11 protein-coding genes and 3 pseudogenes are annotated in these 16,705 nt (G+C 68.3%); 10 read left to right on the top strand and 4 right to left on the bottom strand.

Going from position 1 to position 16,705, the window contains the following annotated elements:
* The first annotated feature begins 53 nt into the window (after nucleotides 1-53).
* The 4 genes from ABTX18_RS33785 to ABTX18_RS33770 all read left to right on the top strand — a co-directional run bounded on the left by ABTX18_RS33785 (nucleotide 54) and on the right by ABTX18_RS33770 (nucleotide 7,518).
* A complete protein-coding gene (locus tag ABTX18_RS33785; RefSeq protein WP_352126634.1) occupies nucleotides 54-3,485 on the top strand; it encodes an NB-ARC domain-containing protein in 3,432 nt (1,143 codons plus the stop codon).
* Between the two features lie 1,005 nt (nucleotides 3,486-4,490).
* The gene (locus tag ABTX18_RS33780) at nucleotides 4,491-5,627 is read left to right on the top strand and encodes an ABC-three component system protein (RefSeq protein WP_352126633.1); all 1,137 of its coding nucleotides are present in this window, start codon (nucleotides 4,491-4,493) and stop codon (nucleotides 5,625-5,627) included.
* Between the two features lie 158 nt (nucleotides 5,628-5,785).
* Nucleotides 5,786-6,520 carry a hypothetical protein gene (locus ABTX18_RS33775; RefSeq protein WP_352126632.1) on the top strand — a complete coding sequence of 245 codons (735 nt, stop codon included), beginning with the start codon at nucleotides 5,786-5,788 and terminating at the stop codon, nucleotides 6,518-6,520.
* A 701-nt stretch (nucleotides 6,521-7,221) separates the two neighbouring features.
* Complete coding sequence (locus tag ABTX18_RS33770) at nucleotides 7,222-7,518, top strand: KTSC domain-containing protein (RefSeq protein WP_352126631.1); 297 nt, start codon at nucleotides 7,222-7,224, stop codon at nucleotides 7,516-7,518.
* Here the strand turns inward: ABTX18_RS33770 and ABTX18_RS33765 are convergent.
* From ABTX18_RS33765 to ABTX18_RS33755, 3 genes are all read right to left on the bottom strand, one after another.
* Entirely contained in the window at nucleotides 7,431-9,074 is a 1,644-nt protein-coding gene (locus ABTX18_RS33765) for a flavin-containing monooxygenase (RefSeq protein WP_352126630.1), read from the bottom strand. The two genes, ABTX18_RS33770 and ABTX18_RS33765, sit on opposite strands and share 88 nt — an antisense overlap.
* A 14-nt stretch (nucleotides 9,075-9,088) precedes the next feature.
* On the bottom strand, nucleotides 9,089-10,129 hold the full coding sequence (locus ABTX18_RS33760) for an NAD(P)-dependent alcohol dehydrogenase (protein WP_352126629.1): 1,041 nt from the start codon (nucleotides 10,127-10,129) through the stop codon (nucleotides 9,089-9,091).
* Nucleotides 10,130-10,282: 153 nt separating this feature from the next.
* Complete coding sequence (locus ABTX18_RS33755) at nucleotides 10,283-11,227, bottom strand: alpha/beta hydrolase (RefSeq protein ID WP_352126628.1); 945 nt, start codon at nucleotides 11,225-11,227, stop codon at nucleotides 10,283-10,285.
* On the opposite strand from ABTX18_RS33755, the pseudogene ABTX18_RS33750 reads away from it, so the two are divergent.
* Nucleotides 11,226-12,425 (top strand): annotated as a pseudogene (locus ABTX18_RS33750) (TOMM precursor leader peptide-binding protein); the annotation flags it as partial. The gene ABTX18_RS33755 and the pseudogene ABTX18_RS33750 overlap by 2 nt on opposite strands.
* A pseudogene (locus ABTX18_RS33745) lies at nucleotides 12,408-13,235 on the top strand (YcaO-like family protein); the annotation flags it as partial. The pseudogenes ABTX18_RS33750 and ABTX18_RS33745, both read left to right, overlap by 18 nt.
* A gap of 66 nt (nucleotides 13,236-13,301) precedes the next feature.
* On the opposite strand, the gene ABTX18_RS33740 reads toward ABTX18_RS33745, so the two are convergent.
* Nucleotides 13,302-14,101 (bottom strand): IS5 family transposase gene (locus ABTX18_RS33740; protein ID WP_503061254.1). Its coding sequence is split into 2 segments (ribosomal slippage): nucleotides 13,302-13,771 and nucleotides 13,771-14,101, totalling 801 coding nucleotides; the frame shifts between segments, so codons are not numbered across the junction.
* Between the two features lie 232 nt (nucleotides 14,102-14,333).
* Here ABTX18_RS33740 and ABTX18_RS33735 point away from each other — a divergent pair.
* The 4 genes and pseudogenes from ABTX18_RS33735 to ABTX18_RS33720 form a co-directional block, all read left to right on the top strand.
* A pseudogene (locus ABTX18_RS33735) lies at nucleotides 14,334-14,462 on the top strand (hypothetical protein); the annotation flags it as partial.
* A 56-nt stretch (nucleotides 14,463-14,518) separates the two neighbouring features.
* Nucleotides 14,519-14,659, top strand: a complete 141-nt coding sequence (locus ABTX18_RS33730; RefSeq protein WP_352126678.1) for a hypothetical protein — start codon at nucleotides 14,519-14,521, stop codon at nucleotides 14,657-14,659.
* A 109-nt stretch (nucleotides 14,660-14,768) separates the two neighbouring features.
* Nucleotides 14,769-15,914 carry a sensor histidine kinase gene (locus ABTX18_RS33725; protein WP_352126627.1) on the top strand — a complete coding sequence of 382 codons (1,146 nt, stop codon included), beginning with the start codon at nucleotides 14,769-14,771 and terminating at the stop codon, nucleotides 15,912-15,914.
* Nucleotides 15,915-15,946: 32 nt separating this feature from the next.
* The gene (locus ABTX18_RS33720) at nucleotides 15,947-16,558 is read left to right on the top strand and encodes a response regulator transcription factor (RefSeq protein ID WP_352126626.1); all 612 of its coding nucleotides are present in this window, start codon (nucleotides 15,947-15,949) and stop codon (nucleotides 16,556-16,558) included.
* Nucleotides 16,559-16,705 lie beyond the last annotated feature (147 nt).

Below are 16,705 nucleotides of genomic sequence, written 5' to 3'. Positions count from 1 at the left end.
CGGAACGCGAGAACGTGAGGGGTGCGGCACCGTGACGATCAAAGGTGTGGGGCTTGAGACGTTTTGTATCGAAATGGATTGTGCGAGGCCCGCTCCTGTTGGGCGCGCTGGCGTTCCTCGCATGGACGGCCCTTCGTAAGGGGTGGGGCGAGGCGGACCCGGTCGCCAGCGTCATGGGGGTCGTGATCGTTCTGGTCCTGATGATTTGGCCCAGGCTCAGCCCGACAGCAGCGGCGACTGCACCTGCCGCGCCTGGCCCTGTGGCTGTTCCGGACGGGTGGGTGGACCGGGCGGAGGCCGACCAAGTGGTCACGGCTGTCCTTGCACGCACCCGCCGACGCTGGCAAGGGGGTGATGCGGTAGCCATCACCGCCGGTCTGCATGGTGCGGGCGGATTCGGCAAGACCACACTCGCCCGGTTCGCCGCCGCCCAGCCGAAGGTCCGCAAGAGGTTTCCCGGCGGGATCTGGTTCATCACGATCGGTCGTGACGTGAGGGGCAGGGCCGCGATCGCAGCCAAGGTCGCCGAGGAGATGAAGCGCATCACCGGGGTCGGGTCCACAGCTGGCGACGATCCGGAGCAGGCCGGCGCCCAACTGGGCAAGCTTCTTGCCTCGCTGCCGCGGACTCTCCTGGTGATCGACGATGTGTGGGAGGAGGAGCAGCTGCGGCCGTTCCTCATCGGTGCGGAACGGCGATGTGTCCGCCTGATCACCACCCGCAGTCCGAAAGTGCTCCCCGCTCAAGCTGCGCGGATCACTGTCGACCGTATGACGTGGGACCAGGCCCTCCTGGTTCTGACTCAGGGACTGCCGCAGCTGCCGGAACACGCGGTGACGAACGACCTTGTCGAGGCGACCGGGCGATGGGTGCTCTTGCTGCGGATTGCCAACCGTGTCATGCACGAGCAAATGTCCACTGGGGTCGATGCGAATGTTGTCGCTCGGCGCTATCTCGACGGGCTGCGTATGCAAGGGCCTGCGGCCGGCGATGCTCAGAGGGATTTCGATCTCAACGACACCGACGAGCGGAACAGGGCTGTGCGAGCCAGTCTCGCAGCCGCCACCGAACTCCTTCCCGGTGATGGGGAGCAGAGGTTCGCGGAGCTTGGAGTCTTCGCTGAAGATGAGGCTGTCCCGATTGCGCTGGTGGCTCGCCTGTGGGAGGGGGTGGCCGGCCTCGACGAGGCGACCGCGCGCAGCCTGTGCAGGCAGATGGCCGATCTTTCCCTGCTCAGTCTCGACCCCAGTGTCCCTGGCGGGACTGTGGCTCTGCACGACGTGATCCGCGACCATCTCCGGGCGGAGCTGGCGGCTCGTCTGCCCGTAGTGAATGCCGTTTTTCTCGACACCATCACATCTGCTGGCGAGGGCGGGCCTGAGTGGTGGACCACGCCTCACGAGTACCTGCGGAGCTTCCTCATAGCCCATTTGGTGGACGCGGAGCGTATCCAGGACGCGGTCACCGTGGCCACGGATTTCCGCTGGGTGTCCACGCGTTTGCACCACCACGGTCCCACCGCACCTATTCGAGACCTCTCTCTGGTCCCCCATGCCGACGCAGCCACGCTCGCTTCCCACCTGGAACGCGCCGCGCACCTCCTCACCCCAGCCACACCACCCCAGGCCCTCGATGCTGTGCTGCGCAGCCGTGTCCCTGGAGGTGCGGCGTGGCTGGCCACCGCCGACGGAGTCTTGTCAGGGCCGGTACTCGTAGACCGGTGGGCCCCGCCCGACCTGCCCAGCTCGGCGCTCCTGCTGACCCTTACGCATCAGGCACCCGTTGGGGAGATGGTCCTCAGCCCTGACGGGTCCCGCCTCGCCACCGTTGAAACCAGTGGCCGAGTCCGTATCTGGGACGCCTCGAGCGGGGCACAGGTATGCGAGCTGCCACGTCGCAGCCGTATGACGGAGGTGGCGTTCAGCAACGGTGGGGCACATCTGCTCACTATCGATGGCGATGGCATCGTCTACGGCTGGGATCTTGCCACCGGGTCGGAGCTGCACCGGTTCTTTCCAGGCGAGTGCCGCTCTATCGCTTTCAGCGCTGATGGGTCTCGCCTCTTCACCGGACTGGAAGACGGCGCCGTTACGACCTGGGAGACATCCACCGGGGCCAGGCTCAATGAGTATCAGGCACCGATCAGTAAGTCAGGTCGGCTTCTGGTGAGTCAGGACGGCACGACGCTGGTCTTCTCCAGGCGTGGCGGCTTGCGTGCCTACTCCTGCGACGCCCACACAGGCAGCGATCTGCAGTCTTTGCAGGGCCGGCCGCTAGCAGTGACAGCTGACGGGACTCACGTTGCCACAGCCCAGGGGGGAAGTGTCGGGATCTGGAGTACGTCGTCGGGCGCGCGTCTGCATGAGCTTCGAGGCTGCCACGACATCACTGTGGCATCGTTCAATGCCGACGGCGCGGAGCTTGCTGTCGGAAACCGAGAAGGCGTTGTGGAGGTGTGGGACCTCGAGACGAGGACAAAGATCCACCGCTTCCACCATGGATCGCTCTGCTCATCGCTGGGCTTCAGCCCGGACGGTTTGAGGCTCACAAGCGCCAGCATGGACAGGACCGTCCGGATCTGGAACCTCGCTGCCAGTTCACCCCAGCCCCAGGAGATCTCCGTCAGTGTCGCAGCGATCTCCGCTGATGGATCCCACGTCGCCACCGTGAGCCGTGAAGGATTCTCCGTCTGGGACGCTGCAAGGGGAGCGCAAGTCCAGCGCTTCGCGAGAGGCGACGGAGCCGCCGGACAGGAGTTGTGGTTCGCCCCTCCCTTTTACGGAGATCAGGCCGACCTGCTCTCGGTAGCCTTCACGGTGACAGGCGTTCGCTTCGCCGCGGCCGCAGATCGCGACATGGTCGGTGTGTGGGACTCAGCTGGAACGCTCCTTGTACAACTCGCCTGTGCCGGGCCGCTGGAGAAGCTGGCGCTCAGCCCGCTCGGAGATCTTCTTGTCACGGTCGACCGGCAGGGGATCGTCAGCGTATGGGACACCGGCAGCGGCAGGCAGATGCATCAGTTGTCTGACCACAGAGTTCGCAGGCTCGTGTTCAGCCCAGACGGATCTCGCCTCGCTACACACGGCCACAGCTATGGCCCCAGCGTCTGGGACACCACCTCTGGCACACAGGTCGCACATCCGGCGCGCCGCTCAGCCCGGGCATTGGCCTTGGCGTTCAGTCCGGACAACAGTCAACTAGCCATCGCTGATGGAGGCGTCGGCTTCCGAGTCGTCGACATCGCTACGGAGGCCGTCATTCACAGGTTCCGCGGCACCAGGGTCAGGGCGGCAGCCTTCAGCCCCGACGGCAAGTACCTAGCCGGCGTGGGAAACGACACGATCTCCGTCTGGGACTCCACGACAGGCGAACGCCTCACCTGTATGCGGGCCGACAGCGATCTCGAATCCGTGATCTGGCATCCCGACAGCCGAGCCCTGTTCGTCGGCGGCCGTGGCGTCCTCGGGTACGAATTCATGGCATAGACCGGCGCCATGCGCGGGAGGTGAGCAGTGGTCCGCTCCTGACCGGGATGGCGTACGGGCGACACGCCGGCACTGCCTCACGGTGAGAAGGGCCTCAGGTGAACCTGGGGCCCTTCTCACCTCCCCGCGTTGCCCTTCCCGCCACGTCTCTGCCGGATGTGGCGGTGCTGCGGTACAAGGCATTCCCGGCGATTTCGCATCACCAACGAACAGGGTGCCCCGTACGACCAAGACGAGGCCGCTCTGGACCGGCCGCTACGGGTGGAGCTCGGTCCGGTCCAAGTGAATGAGGGCAACGACTCCGAACGCGTGGGATCCGAATGATGACGACACGCTGACGGTCGTGCTCGTGCAGTGCAAGCGGACGTGACACGAGGTCGGCCTTGTGGTGGTGAAGGCGTTCGCTGCCAACATCATCTTCGAGGTGCGCAGCAGGGCTTGATGGTCGCGTCCTAGTCCTGGTCGCCCGGGGTGCGTAACACACGGTCGGGTGTCACGGCTCTCCGGTCGCGGAAGCCAAACCGTGGCGCTGCAGCAGCCGGATGAAGGCCAGGTTCTTCATGTTCTGAGGTGAGATCGGCTTGCTGATGTCGGCGCTCCCGGTTCTGTCGGCGACCTTTGAGGACAAGGTGATTCTCGTACCCCTCAGCGCCATGCACTGGCTGTTGCCTCAAGCCGCTGAGATCGCTGACGCCATCTCGCCCGCGGCGGCCACCCCCACGAACGGCGACGCTCGAGCACTGCCACCCGTAGTCCACCCGCTCAGACGGTGTCGCCGACCGCCTGAAGCCGACAAAAGCAGTCTCGCCGCACCATGGACATTCGACCGTTGCACCGGCGGCTCGGTGGAGCTGCACAACATCCGCTCCCTGTGAGCAACACAGCTCCCACCCACGAACAACCTGGAAAACGCAGGCCGGCAGCTCTTCAGGCGATCTCATCTATGGCCAGCGGAAGATCCATACGCCGAGTCCCTACAAAGGGATGCGCTCACCGAAGTGAGCAATGCCCAGCCCAGAGAACCTGGCCTGCTCACCTCTGACCGAGCCGCAACAACAGATCGTCGGTTCCACCGCGGACCTGCGTGGCCAGATCGCGCTGGCCGAGGCCCAGGTCGAACGCCTGCAGGGCCAGGTCGCCGCTTTCCAGGTCGTACCCGAGTACGAGCACCTCAAGGACCAGGCCGACGAGCTCAGTCGCCGTATCAAACAGCTTTCCCAGGACGATGTCATCGAGCAGTACAACCTCGACGAACTGCAACAGGCAGTCATCGAGACAGCCGACGTCGACACCCAGTACCTCCAGCCCGCCTACCGTGAGCTCGGCATCGTTCTCAGTGACCAGGTCCGCCGCAGGTTCCAGGAGGTCGAGGCCTTCCATCACTCCATCGTGCGCAACCGGCGCCGCTTCCTGGACGAAGAGATCAGCGAGCTCACCGCACGGCTCGCCGAGCGCCGTACTGAGCGCGCTCGCTTGGGTGAGGAACAGGCACAACTGCTGCGCCAGCTCGACGAAGGCGGCGCTCTGGAAGCGCTGACGTCCCTCCAGCAGGCCCTCGCCCGCGAGCAAGCAGCCCTTGGTGCCTTGCGCCACCGTTACGACGCGGCCCAGACCCTGGAGTCCAGCTCCCGCCAGATCACCGCCAGACGCATCCAGCTCCAGCAGGCCGTCGAGACCGATCTCGACGAACGCGAACAGCAGACCCGCGAAGCCACCTTGCTGTTCTCCCGTTTCGCCCAGGCCCTCTACGGGCCCCGCGAGGCCTTCTTGGCCATCCAGGCCGGACGCGAGAGCCTGACGATCACCCCACGTATCGACAGCGACAACAGCCGCGGCATCGGCAACATGGTCATCTTCTGCTTCGACCTCACCCTTGCTGTCCTCGCCCACCGGCACGGACGCGGCCCAGACTTCCTCATCCACGACAGCCACTTGTACGACGGCGTCGACGACCGGCAACTCAGAGCCGCACTGCAACTCGCCGCAGACGTCACCCGCGAAGAGAACATGCAGTACATCGCCACCCTCAACACCGACGACCTCGCCAAAGCCACCCGCCTGGGCTTCGACGCCGAGCCGTACACCCTCGAAACCATCCTGACGGACGCCCCGACCGGCGGACTCTTCGGCTTCCGCTACTGAGCTCTTCCACGCACTTACGCCCAGCGTCACCTTCGGTGCATAAGCAACTCCCTTGGCGCCCGAGCACGCACCGGAGGTGCTTCCAGTGGGGCCTCACCATCGTCACAGAGGAGGAGCAGATGCCTGGTCTTGGATGGGAGGACTGGACAGTCGCGAGAGTGGATCCGAACCGTCTGCCGGCCGACTGGGGCTGGAAGGTCACACGCCCTTCAGGCCGCGGCTTCAACGACGACCCGGTAGATTACGCCGCCGCCCTGCGCGACTGCCGTCGCATCCTCATCGACGAAGCACCCGGCGTACCGCTGCGGCGGCGCAAGCAGCCGTGGCACCGTGCAGCACCACATTCATCAGGTGCCAACTACTTGCCCTTCGCGACCGAGATTCCGTTCGGGCTGTGGATCGTCAGTCTCGTCCCGAACGACGATGAGGAGCGCTCCGGACAAACGTGGGGCCAGCGAATATGGTCCCGGGTACCAGCCTGGTGGGCGCTGGGGCCCCAAGGGCGAACGGCGGCAGCACTGCTCACCCAACTGGAGAAGCTGACCTGGGACGAAGTCCTCACCCTGCGCCGTTCCTACAACAAGGCATGGCCGACCGATCGCGAAGACCCCGCCTGGTACGAGGCGCAGGACCTCGCCACGACCGCCAACCGGGCACAGCTGAAGAACGCCCTGATCAAGCACACCGAAGCAGCACTGGCCCGAGCAGCCCGCACCCACGGCAAACGCGTACGGGACTTCTCGGACGAACAGAAAACCGTCTGCTTCGCCGCCGCGGCCCTCGCCGTCGAAGACCTCTCCCCCAGCCTTGCCCGCCGCCTCCTCGGCCCGCTCCGCCTCGCACTCGGCGACGTCCACACCTACCCCGTCCCCTCATGGGCCGACAGCCTGTAACACGAGACGATCCCACGGCGCACGCCCCGGAACCCGGGACCCTCACGCGTGATCGTCGGCAGGGCCGACAGAGGTAAGTGTCCGGCGATGACGGACCAGTTCAAGCAGGCGGCGCGTCCAAACGTCGCCATATACCAACGACCACTGCACCTGAACCTTGCGCAGCGCAGCTGACACGACCTGATCGCCCGACCAGCTAACTGACAAAGCCACAGGCCAGGCCCCTGGTCCAACGCGGCGCCCACCACCACCGCAGCTACTGGCGCACTGCAATCCCCCGCCCACCGCCACACCGCAAACTGATCAGCGCAGGCCAGCCCACCACCCACTGATCAGAAAAACCGCCCCTCTACATGGACGCGCTGCGGGGGCTGGGCATGGAGTGGGCATAGGGAAGGCGGTCATCTGTGGCTGCTGAAGGCCCAGCGCAAAACGTTCTGGTCAACGTGAGAGCGTCCGGTGCGCTCCAGGGCGGTGTGGGTATGGCGGGCGGTCAGGCGCGCACAGCTGCGGACGTTCCGGCTCAGTGCCGCGACGTCACGAACGCAGACACCCCGTACCGCCCTGCGTCGCTACCACTCTCAATTCACGCCTGCCCTACGAAGGCGAGCAGCCTTTCGGACGTTGCTGGCGCGGCCGAGTCCAGCGCTATCCTTTCGGTCAATGGTGCAACGCCCAGCACGTAGGCCGCAGGAGGCACCTTGTTGCATGAGCCGGTTCGCTCCTCCAACGTCCGATCGGTGGGCTACAGCCGGGCGGAGCGTGTGCTTGAGGTCTCTTTTCACAGCGGAGGGCTGTACCGCACGCTATCGGTACCGTTCGATCTCGGGCTGACGTCCGGGCCCCACCAACGACCGAGAACACCAACACCCCCTCCCGGCGTTAAGAGCCGTCGGGTGCTGACTGGCCGTCAGGTTCTTGGATGCTCGTCCGGCAGCCGGCTGAGTGCGAAGCCGCGGTATCCGGTGTCGGCGACCGCCGCGCACACCTCGCGGTAGGCGCCGATCCCGCCGACGTAGGGCATGAACACCTGTGGTTTGCCCGGAATATTGGCCCCCTGGTACCAGGATGCCCCCTCCGGGTACAGGGTGCCGGCAGCGAGGTCGGCGACATGCCGGACCCAGTCGTCCTGCGCCTCGTCGGTCGCGTCGATCTCAGTGAGGGCGTGGCTGCGGAGGTGGCCGATGCAGTCCGTGATCCACTCCACGTGCTGTTCGATGGAGATCAGCATGTTGCTGAGCACGGAAGGGCTGAGCGGCCCGGTGACGGTGAAGAGATTGGGGAAGCCGGCCGTGAGCAGTCCCAGGTAGGTGCGCGGGCCGGCCGCCCACGCGTCTCTGAGCGCCACACCGTCCCGGCCTCGGACATCGATCGCGCGCAGTGCGCCGGTCATGGCGTCGAAGCCGGTGGCCAGGACGACGACATCGGCCTCGTACTCCCCCTCGGTGGTCTCTACGCCCCGCTCCGTGAAGGAGACCAGGGGGGTCTTGCGGAGATCTACCAGGCGGACATGGGGCAGATTGAAGGTGGCGTAGTAATCGGTGTCCAGGCAGGGGCGTTTGGTGCCCAAGGGGAAGCCGGTGGGGCAGAGCACGGACGCGGTCTGCGGGTCGTCGACGATCTGCCTGATCTTGGACCGGACGAACTCCGCCGCCAGGTCGTTGGCCCGTCGGCTGGTGAGGGTGTCGGTGAACGACGCCTGGATGCCCCCCAGTACGCCCGCGTCCCAAGCCGACCGGTAGGCGGCCTCGCGCTCGTCCGCCGACACCTCCAGGGCGCTGTGCACGGGCAGCGGCCTCGGTATACCGACGGACGTGGTGCGCAGCCACTCCCGAAACTCCCCGTACCCCACCTTGCGTTCGTCGCTCTCCTCACGGGTGAGCGGGCGATTGCGGGCGGGCGTGCTGAAGGTGGGCGTGCGCTGGAAGACGGTCACCTCGGCGGCCTGTTCCGCGACGAGCGGGATCAGCTGTATCCCGGAGGAGCCGGTGCCGATCACCGCGACCCTGCGGCCGGTGAGGTCGACGGGTTCGTGCGGCCACCGCCCGGTGTGGTGAACGGGTCCGCGGTAGCGGTCGCGGCCGGGCAGGTCGGGGGTGCTGACCCGGGACAAGCAGCCGGTCGCCATGATGACGAAGCGGGCGGTCACCTCTTCGCCGCTGTCGGTGGTCACCGTCCAGGTGTGCGTGTGACGGTCGTAGAGCGCACGGGTCACCGCGGCGCCGAAGGTGATGTGACGGCGCAGGTCGAAACGCTCCGCCACATGCCGGATGTAACTCAACAGTTCCGGCTGAGTGGCATACCGCTCGCTCCATTGCCACTCCTGCTCCAGCTCCGGGGAGAAGGAGTACGAGTAGGCCATCGACTCGATGTCGCAGCGAGCGCCCGGGTAGCGGTTCCAATACCAGGTACCGCCGACGTCGTCACCGGCCTCGAAGACACGGACCCGCAAGCCGAGTCCGTCCAGTCGGTGGAGCTGGTAAAGGCCGGCGAAGCCCGCCCCCACGACGACCGCGTCGAGCACTGCGGAACATTCGGTATCGGTATCGGACATGAATTCCTCCTGGGTCATGCGTCCGGAAGCAGGACAGCCCGGCCGCGGACGCCGCCGCGGTGCAGTCGTTCGTACGCCTTCGGTGCTTCGGTGAGGGCGAAGGTCTCCACCCTCACCTCCACCGCGCCGGAGCGGCCGAGCTCCAGCACCTCGGCGAGTTCGGCCCGGCTGCCCCAGTAGGGCACGTGCACGCGGACACCCAGAGGCAGCCGGCCGAAGCCCACCGGCAGACTGCCGCCGCCGATGCCGACCAGGCAGATGTCCGCGTCGATCGCCGCCACCGCTCCGGCCAGAGCGACGGAGGCGGGCGTACCGGCGAAATCAAAAACCGCCCGTACCCCGAGACCCCCCGTCTGCTCCCGAACGGCATCCACCGCGCTCGCATCGGACCGGAACACAGCATGCGCGCCCACCTCAACGCCCAGCTCCCGCTTCTCCGCGGACACGTCCAGCGCGATGATCCGGCAGGCGGTGAGCGCCCGGAGCAGCTGGATCGCGACGTGCCCGAGGCCACCGACGCCGATCACCGCCACGGTGGCGCCGGGCAGCAGGCCGGGCAGCAGGGCTTTGATCACGTGGTACGGCGTCAGGCCGGCATCGGTGAGGGAGACCGCCCGCACCGGGTCGAGGCCGCCGAGCGGCAGCAGATGGCGGGCGTCATCGATCAGCATGTACTCGGCCATGGCGCCCGGCGCCCCCAGACCCGGCGAGAAGATCCCCCGCAGGGCCGCGTGCGGGCAGTAGTTCTCCCGGCCCTGTGCGCACGGACCGCAACGGCCGCAGCCCCAGGCGCCGTAGACCGCGACGGCCTCGCCCTCGGTGACGCCGGTGACGCCCGCACCGGTTTGGGCGACGATTCCGGCGCCCTCGTGCCCCAGTGTGAGCGGCAGCGGGAAGCGCAGCTCCGCGGCCGTGCGTCCCATGACGACGAAGTCGGAGTGGCAGACCCCCGCGGCGGTCATCGCGAGCAGGACCTGACCGGGGCCGGGTACGGGCACAGGCACGTCGACGACCTCGGGCGCGCCCCCGACGGTGCGGTACTGGACGGCTTTCATCGTCGGCTCCCAAAGGGGTCGTCACGGGTCGGCGCACTGCGGATCACGGCGTTCCGCAGCGGTGCGTGGGGAGGCGGGGCGTGGTGTCCCTCCGCCGTGCGGCGGGGGTGTGTACCGGGCGCCGGGACGCCGCAAAGAAGCGCCAGGAGCGTGCTATCCACCGGGGAGGTGCCGGTCGAGTGTGCGGGCGATGTCGCGGACGGCGAACCCGAAGGCGTCCAGTGCCTCGGACGCCCAGAAGAAGTTATGGATGAAACCGTCGTAGCGCACGGCCTCCGTCACGCCGTCGGCGGCGCGCAGCCGGCCAGCGTATTCCTCGCCCTCGTCGCGCAGCGGATCGTACTCCGCGGTGAGCACCAGGGCGGGCGGCAGGCCGTTCAGGTCACCGGCGTGCAGGGGCGCGGCATAGGGATGGGGGTCGGTGGCCGCGCCGGGTGCGTAGTGCTGCCAGTAGCACAGCAGCATGTCCCGGGTGAGCAGACAGCCGTCGGCGTGCTCCCGGTACGAGGCCGACGTGGAGCCGGCCGCTGGGGCGGTGACCGGATAGATGAGTATCTGGGCGCCGATCCGCGGGCCCCCGCGATCGCGCGCCATCAGGCACACCGCCGCGGCGAGGTTGCCGCCCGCGCTGTCGCCGGCGACCGCCAGCCGGTCCGGGTCGGCCCCCCACTCGGCGGCCCGCGCGCGTATCCCTCGCAGTGTGGCGTAGCAGTCCTCCGCCGGACCGGGGAACTGTGTCTCCGGCGCCAGCCGGTACCCCACGCTGGCGACGACCGCGCCGGTGGCGTTGGCCAGCCTGCGCAAGGGGCGGTCCACCACATCGAGGCCGCCGGCGATCCAGCCGCCGCCGTGGAAGTACACCAGCAGCGGCCTGCGGCCGACGGCGGCCGCAGGCCGGTAGAAACGCACGGGCAGCTGTCCTGCCGCCCCGGGTACGAGAGCGTCGCCCACCCGGGCGACGGGCTCCTGATCGCCCTGCAGGGATATCCAGTCGCCCGTCATCGCGCGGGCCACGGTGAGCGGCACCTCGGTCACCGTCGGCCGCCGCTGTGCTCGGAAGCGGGATATCAATGCCCGCGCCTGCGGGTGTAAGGGCATGGTCGGTCCTCGGCTCTCCGTCGCGTGCGGGGAAGCTAACGGCGGCCGGTCGGGGCCGACCGGAGTCCTGGTCGAGTGCCTGTGGATGAGAATCTCACCGTCCGGCCCTGAACGCCTCACTGTCTTGGATGTTCGAAAGCCACGCGGAATCAGCAGCGTCTCGCGTGACCACCGGCAGAAGGAAGCACACCGTGGAGATACTGCTGATGGAAGAATCCGGACGGCCCAGAAGGCGTACGAGACGGCGTCGGCCGACGGGGCTCGAGCCGGCCGCACCCTGGTCGGCTTCAGGCCACGTCTCCACGCATTGGTGGTACCGGGCGAAGCGACGTACCTGGTCTCCCGCAAAGGAATGACCGCGCTGCCCGGCCGCAGGGCCGGGGTACTGGCCCCGCTGCTGGACGGCAGCCGTACGGTGACCCGCCTGCTGAGCGACGCGCGGCCCTGGCTCAGCCCGGAACAGTGCGGTGAGGGGTTGTGCGAACTGACCGAGGCCGGACTGCTCCGGTACCGCGTGTCCGGGCCGGATGACGACGTCGTTCCCTTCACCCCCGCCGACCGTTTCGGGGAGGCGTACTGGGAACTGGCCGGGACCGACGGCGAGCAGGCGGTGTCCCGCCTCGCCGGATCGACGCTTCTGGTCAGAGCCGTCGGCGAGGTCGCCATCGACGCGGTGGCCGAGGCATGCGGGAACGCGGGGATCGCGGTGGTCACCGAGGGCCGCGCCGATCTGGCGCTGGTCGCCTGCGATGACTACCTCAGGCCGGAACTCGTCTCTGCGGGCGCGGAGTTGCGGGCACGCGGCGTGCCCTGGCTGCCGGTGAAACTGTGCGGTGTCGAGCCCTGGATCGGCCCGGTCTTCCAGCACCGCGATGGGCCCTGCCTGGCCTGCCTGACGGTCCGGCTGCGGGGCCACCGGCGCTCCGAGTGGCCCTTGCAGCAGCACTTCGGCCTCGACCGCCCGCCGGTCCGGCCCGGCGCGGCCCTGCCGGCCACCGCGCTCATCGCCACCGGTCCGGCCTCTCTGGAGGCCGCCAAGTGGCTTGCGGGAGCCCGGAATCCCGGCCAGGCGGCCGTCTTCACGCTCGACACCACCGGCCTCAGCGCCCGCGTCCACCCGGTGACACGGCGGCCGCAGTGCGCCGTGTGCGGCGATCCGGGCCTGGTCGCCGCCCAGGTGATGAGGCCCTTCCGGCCGGTCTCACGGCCGAAGGCCGAGGGGGGCGGCCGCGGGCACCGCGCGCGTATGCGGGAGCAGGGTCCGGGAGCGGTACGGGCATCTGGTGGACAGTGTGACGGGGATGGTGAAGGACATCCGGCGTGCGCCGGGAGCACCCGATCTCACCGAGAGCTACGTCTCGGGTCCCAATCTCGTGTTCGGTCCCCGGACCCTCGCCGCGCTGCGCGCCGGTCTGCGTACCCTCAGCGGCGGCAAGGGGGTAAGCCCCGCCGAGGCCTGGACGGGGGAGCTCGGCGAGGCCGTGGAGCGGGACAGCGCCACGCGGCACGGGGACGAGCCGGTCGTCGTGGACAGCTACCGGGCGCTGGGAGCCGAGGCCGTGCACCCGAACTCCTGCCGGCTCTGCCACGAACGGCAGTTGCGCGAGCGCGACCGCTGGAACGCGGACGGCTCTCCCTTCCGGTGCGTACCGCCGCCCCTGGACGAGACCCGCCGATGGAGTGGACCCCCGTCCGGTCGCTGACCCGGCGTGCACACCGGTTTCTGCCGACCTCTTTGCTGTACTTTCCCGGCCAGCAGCAGCCCCACGTACAGGGGGTGTGCGCCGACTCCAACGGCACCGCGCAGGGCGGCACCGAGGAGGAGGCGCTCGTACAGGGATTCCTGGAGCTCGTGAAACGGGACGCGGTGGCCCTGTGGTGGTACAACCGCACCCGTCAGGCGGCGGTCGAGGTCAGCGCGTTCGACGCGCCGTACCTCGACCGGCTGGTGGCGGCCTACCGGCGGATCGGCCGCGAACTGTGGGCGCTGGACCTCACGTCGGACTTCGCAATCCCCGGGGTGGCGGCGCTCTCCCGGCGCGTCGGCAGGCCCGCGGAGGACATCGTCTTCGGCTTAGAGGTCCTGACAAAGGCGTTGGACGTGGCGGTGAGTGATGAGGCAGGTGGCGAGGCCGAGGAAGGCTTCGTGGATGTCATCACGTCTCTCCCAGCGGATGCGGAGACGTCGGAAGCCGTGGAACCAGGCGATCGTGCGCTCGACAACCCAGCGGTGAACTCCGAGGCCAGAACCGTGCAGAACACCGCGTCGGGCGATGACCGGTTTGATGCCCCGAGCCCAGACCAGGCGGCGGTACTTGTCGTGGTCGTAGCCGCGGCCACCGAGCAGTGCATCGGGCCGTCGACGTGGCCGCCCGACGAGCCCCGGGACCGACGGAATCTTGGCAAGCAACGGCATCAGCTGGGTGACGTCGTTGCGGTTTCCGCCGGTCAGGGACACCGCGAGCGGGATGCCCTGGCCGTCGACGAGGATGTGGTGCTTGCTGCCCGGCCGCGCGCGGTCGACCGGGCTGGGGCCGCTTTTGGGCCGCGCCGAGCGGCCCGGACGTGGGATGAGTCGATCACCGCCCGCGACCAGTCGAGCTGTTTCGCTGCTCGCGGCCTGGCCAGCAGCACGACGTGGAGCCGGTCCCAGACGCCGGCCTCGTTCCAGGCAGCGAGCCGGCGCCAGCACGTCATGCCCGAACCGAAGCCCAGCTCCTGCGGCAGATACTCCCACTGGATCCCGGTATGCAGCACGAACAGGATCCCGCAGAGCGCTTGCCGGTCAGGCACCCGCGGCCGACCAGCCACCAGCTTCGGGCCCGGAACAGGCAACAACGGCTCGACCAGCGACCACAGTTCGTCCGAAACGATCCACGGACGCGACTCTCTCTTCCCCACGAACAGCCCAACGAGCAACCAAGCCGACAGTCACATCATCTGAGGCTTTTGTTAGGACCTCTAAGCGCTCCCACTTCGACCCAGAGATCGTGCTGCGGCGGGCGGTCACGGATATGGGCCGGCTGCTGCCGGCCGTCGCCGGCGTCTGCGCGGACGGGACCGGTCACCGCTGCGGGACCCCGCACTGACGGAGTGGTCGAGGCAGGTGACCCCGGCCGACCGGGCCTGGCTGCGGCCCGGCCCGCAACAGTCGCCGCGGGCCCCGGCGCACTGGGACTACACCCCTCGCCAGGACCTGCGGGACGACGTCGACGCGATGGTGGAGCTGGTCCGGGCCCGTGGCATGGGCCTGTTGGTACACAACCTCACCCGCCCGGACATCGGCATGCCATGCGGGTCGTCGTGCCGGGACTGCGCCCGTTCTGGGCCCGGTTGGCGCCGGGCAGACTCTACGACGTGCCGGTCGCGCTGGGCCGGCTGCCGCAGGCCACTTCCTACGGCGATCTCAACCCGGTGCCGCTTTTCGTCTGAAACGGTGCGGCCGCCGCTCTCGTAATTGTGAACACAACATGAAACTGCACGCCGGCGGCCTACGATCTACGGAAAAGAGGGCCCTCGGCGAGAGAGAGCATGACGAGCCGTGCAGGATCGTACGCCGAACGTCCACGTGTCGCCCGCCCCACGCCTCGCCAAAGGCGTACTCTTTGCCACCCTCACCAGCTTCCTCGTGATCATGCTCCTGAACGCGGTCGACTCCGCGTCCGGACCCGTCGAACTCGTCTGCGCGGCGGCGGCGCTCGCGGTGAGCTTCGTGCTCCAGCTCCGTCACTCCGAACCCGGTGCCCGCCACGGACCGGCACGCGACAGAGTGCTGACGCTCAGCGCTCAATTCGTCCTGGCCTACACGCCGATCGCGCTCTTCGAGGTGCAGTGGGGGGCGATGGCGGGATTCCTTGCCGGTTCCCTCCTGCTGCTGGTGCCCGGACGGTACGCGTGGCCGCTGTACGGTGCGGCCGGAGCGAGCATCCTGGTGATCGCGCTGCTCCAGGGACGTGCGGTGACGGAGTCCATCTATCTGGGGCAGTCGACGCTGCTCACCGGCGTGGTCGTGTTCGGGCTCTCCCGCCTCGTGGAGCTGGTCGAGGAACTCAACGAGGCGCGGGGGGAGGTGGCCCGGATCGCCGTGATCACGGAGCGCCTGCGGTTCTCCCGCGATCTGCACGACCTGCTGGGGTACAGCCTGTCCGCGATCACCCTCAAGTGCGAGTTGATCGTCCGGCTGGTGCCGGTCCACCCCGAACGGGCTCTCGACGAGCTCAAGGATGTGCTGGTCACATCACGTCAGTCGCTGGCCGACGTGCGCCGGCTGTCGAGCGGCTTGCGCGCCATGTCCCTGGCGCAGGAGGTGACCTCCGCGAAATCCCTGTTGACGGCGGCGGACGTGCGGACCACGGTGGTGGCGGACTTCGATCCGCCCACGCAGGACGTGGACACCGTGCTGGCCGCGGTGCTCCGGGAGGCGGTCACCAATCTGCTGCGGCACAGCAAAGTACGCAACTGCACGATCGAAGTGACCGAGGACGACGGCGCGCTGCGGCTGACGGTCGAGAACGACGGCGTGATCCCGTCCTACCGGGACGCGTCGCGGGAGAGCGGCAACGGCCTCGGCAACCTCACCCAGAGACTGGTCGTGGTCCAGGGACGGCTCACCGCCGGGCTGGCCCCCGGCGGCAAGTTCCGGGTACAGGCGGTGATTCCGACACAGTCGAACAGTTCGAATAGCTGATAGAATTCTATTTGGGGGAACGGGGGGGTTCCGTGATCCGGATCCTGTTGGTGGAAGACATGCACATGGTGCGGGGCGCCCTGGTCGCCCTGCTGAGCCTCCAGCACGACTTCACGGTGGTGGCCGAGATCGGGCGGGGCGACGAGGTACTGCCCACCGCCTTATTAACAGTTCCCGACGTCGCCATCATCGACATCAGCCTGCCCGGCCTGGACGGCCTCACCGCGGCCACCCGGCTGCGTGAGCGGATGCCCTCGTGCAAGTCCCTGATCCTCACCAGTATGGGCCAGCCGGGGACGCTGCGCCGGGCCCTGTCGGGCCAGGTGAACGGCTACCTCCTCAAGGACGCCCCGCCCGACCAGCTGGCCCAGGCGGTACGGAAGGTGGCGGCCGGCCAGCGGGTGGTCGACCCCGACCTCGCCCTCTCCGCGTGGGACTGCGCGGAGAACCCTCTCACCAGCCGCGAGACGGAAGTGCTGAAGCTGGCGACCGGCGGCGCGGAGGCACGGGAGATCGCCGCCGCCCTCCACCTCTCCATCGGCACCGTCCGCAACTATTTGACCGCCGTCGTGGCCAAGCTCAACGCCCGCAACCGCGTGGACGCCATACGCATCGCCCAGGACGCGGGCTGGCTCCCCGGCTGACCGGCCCCGGTGGCGCGCACAACGCCCGGGGCGCCTACCCCATACCTCGGCTACTCCGCGCACCTCCCCTCGTACGGTTCCCGCCCTCCGCGGTCCGCCTTCCACCGCCCTCCGACAGCCGGGTCAGCCGCTCGTCAGTGCAGTGTC

The organism is Streptomyces sp. NPDC096323 (assembly GCF_040302845.1).
Classification (GTDB): Bacteria; Actinomycetota; Actinomycetes; order Streptomycetales; family Streptomycetaceae; genus Streptomyces.
Note: the sequence above shows the minus strand (reverse complement) of the source record. Positions and strands in the feature narration are given on the sequence as shown.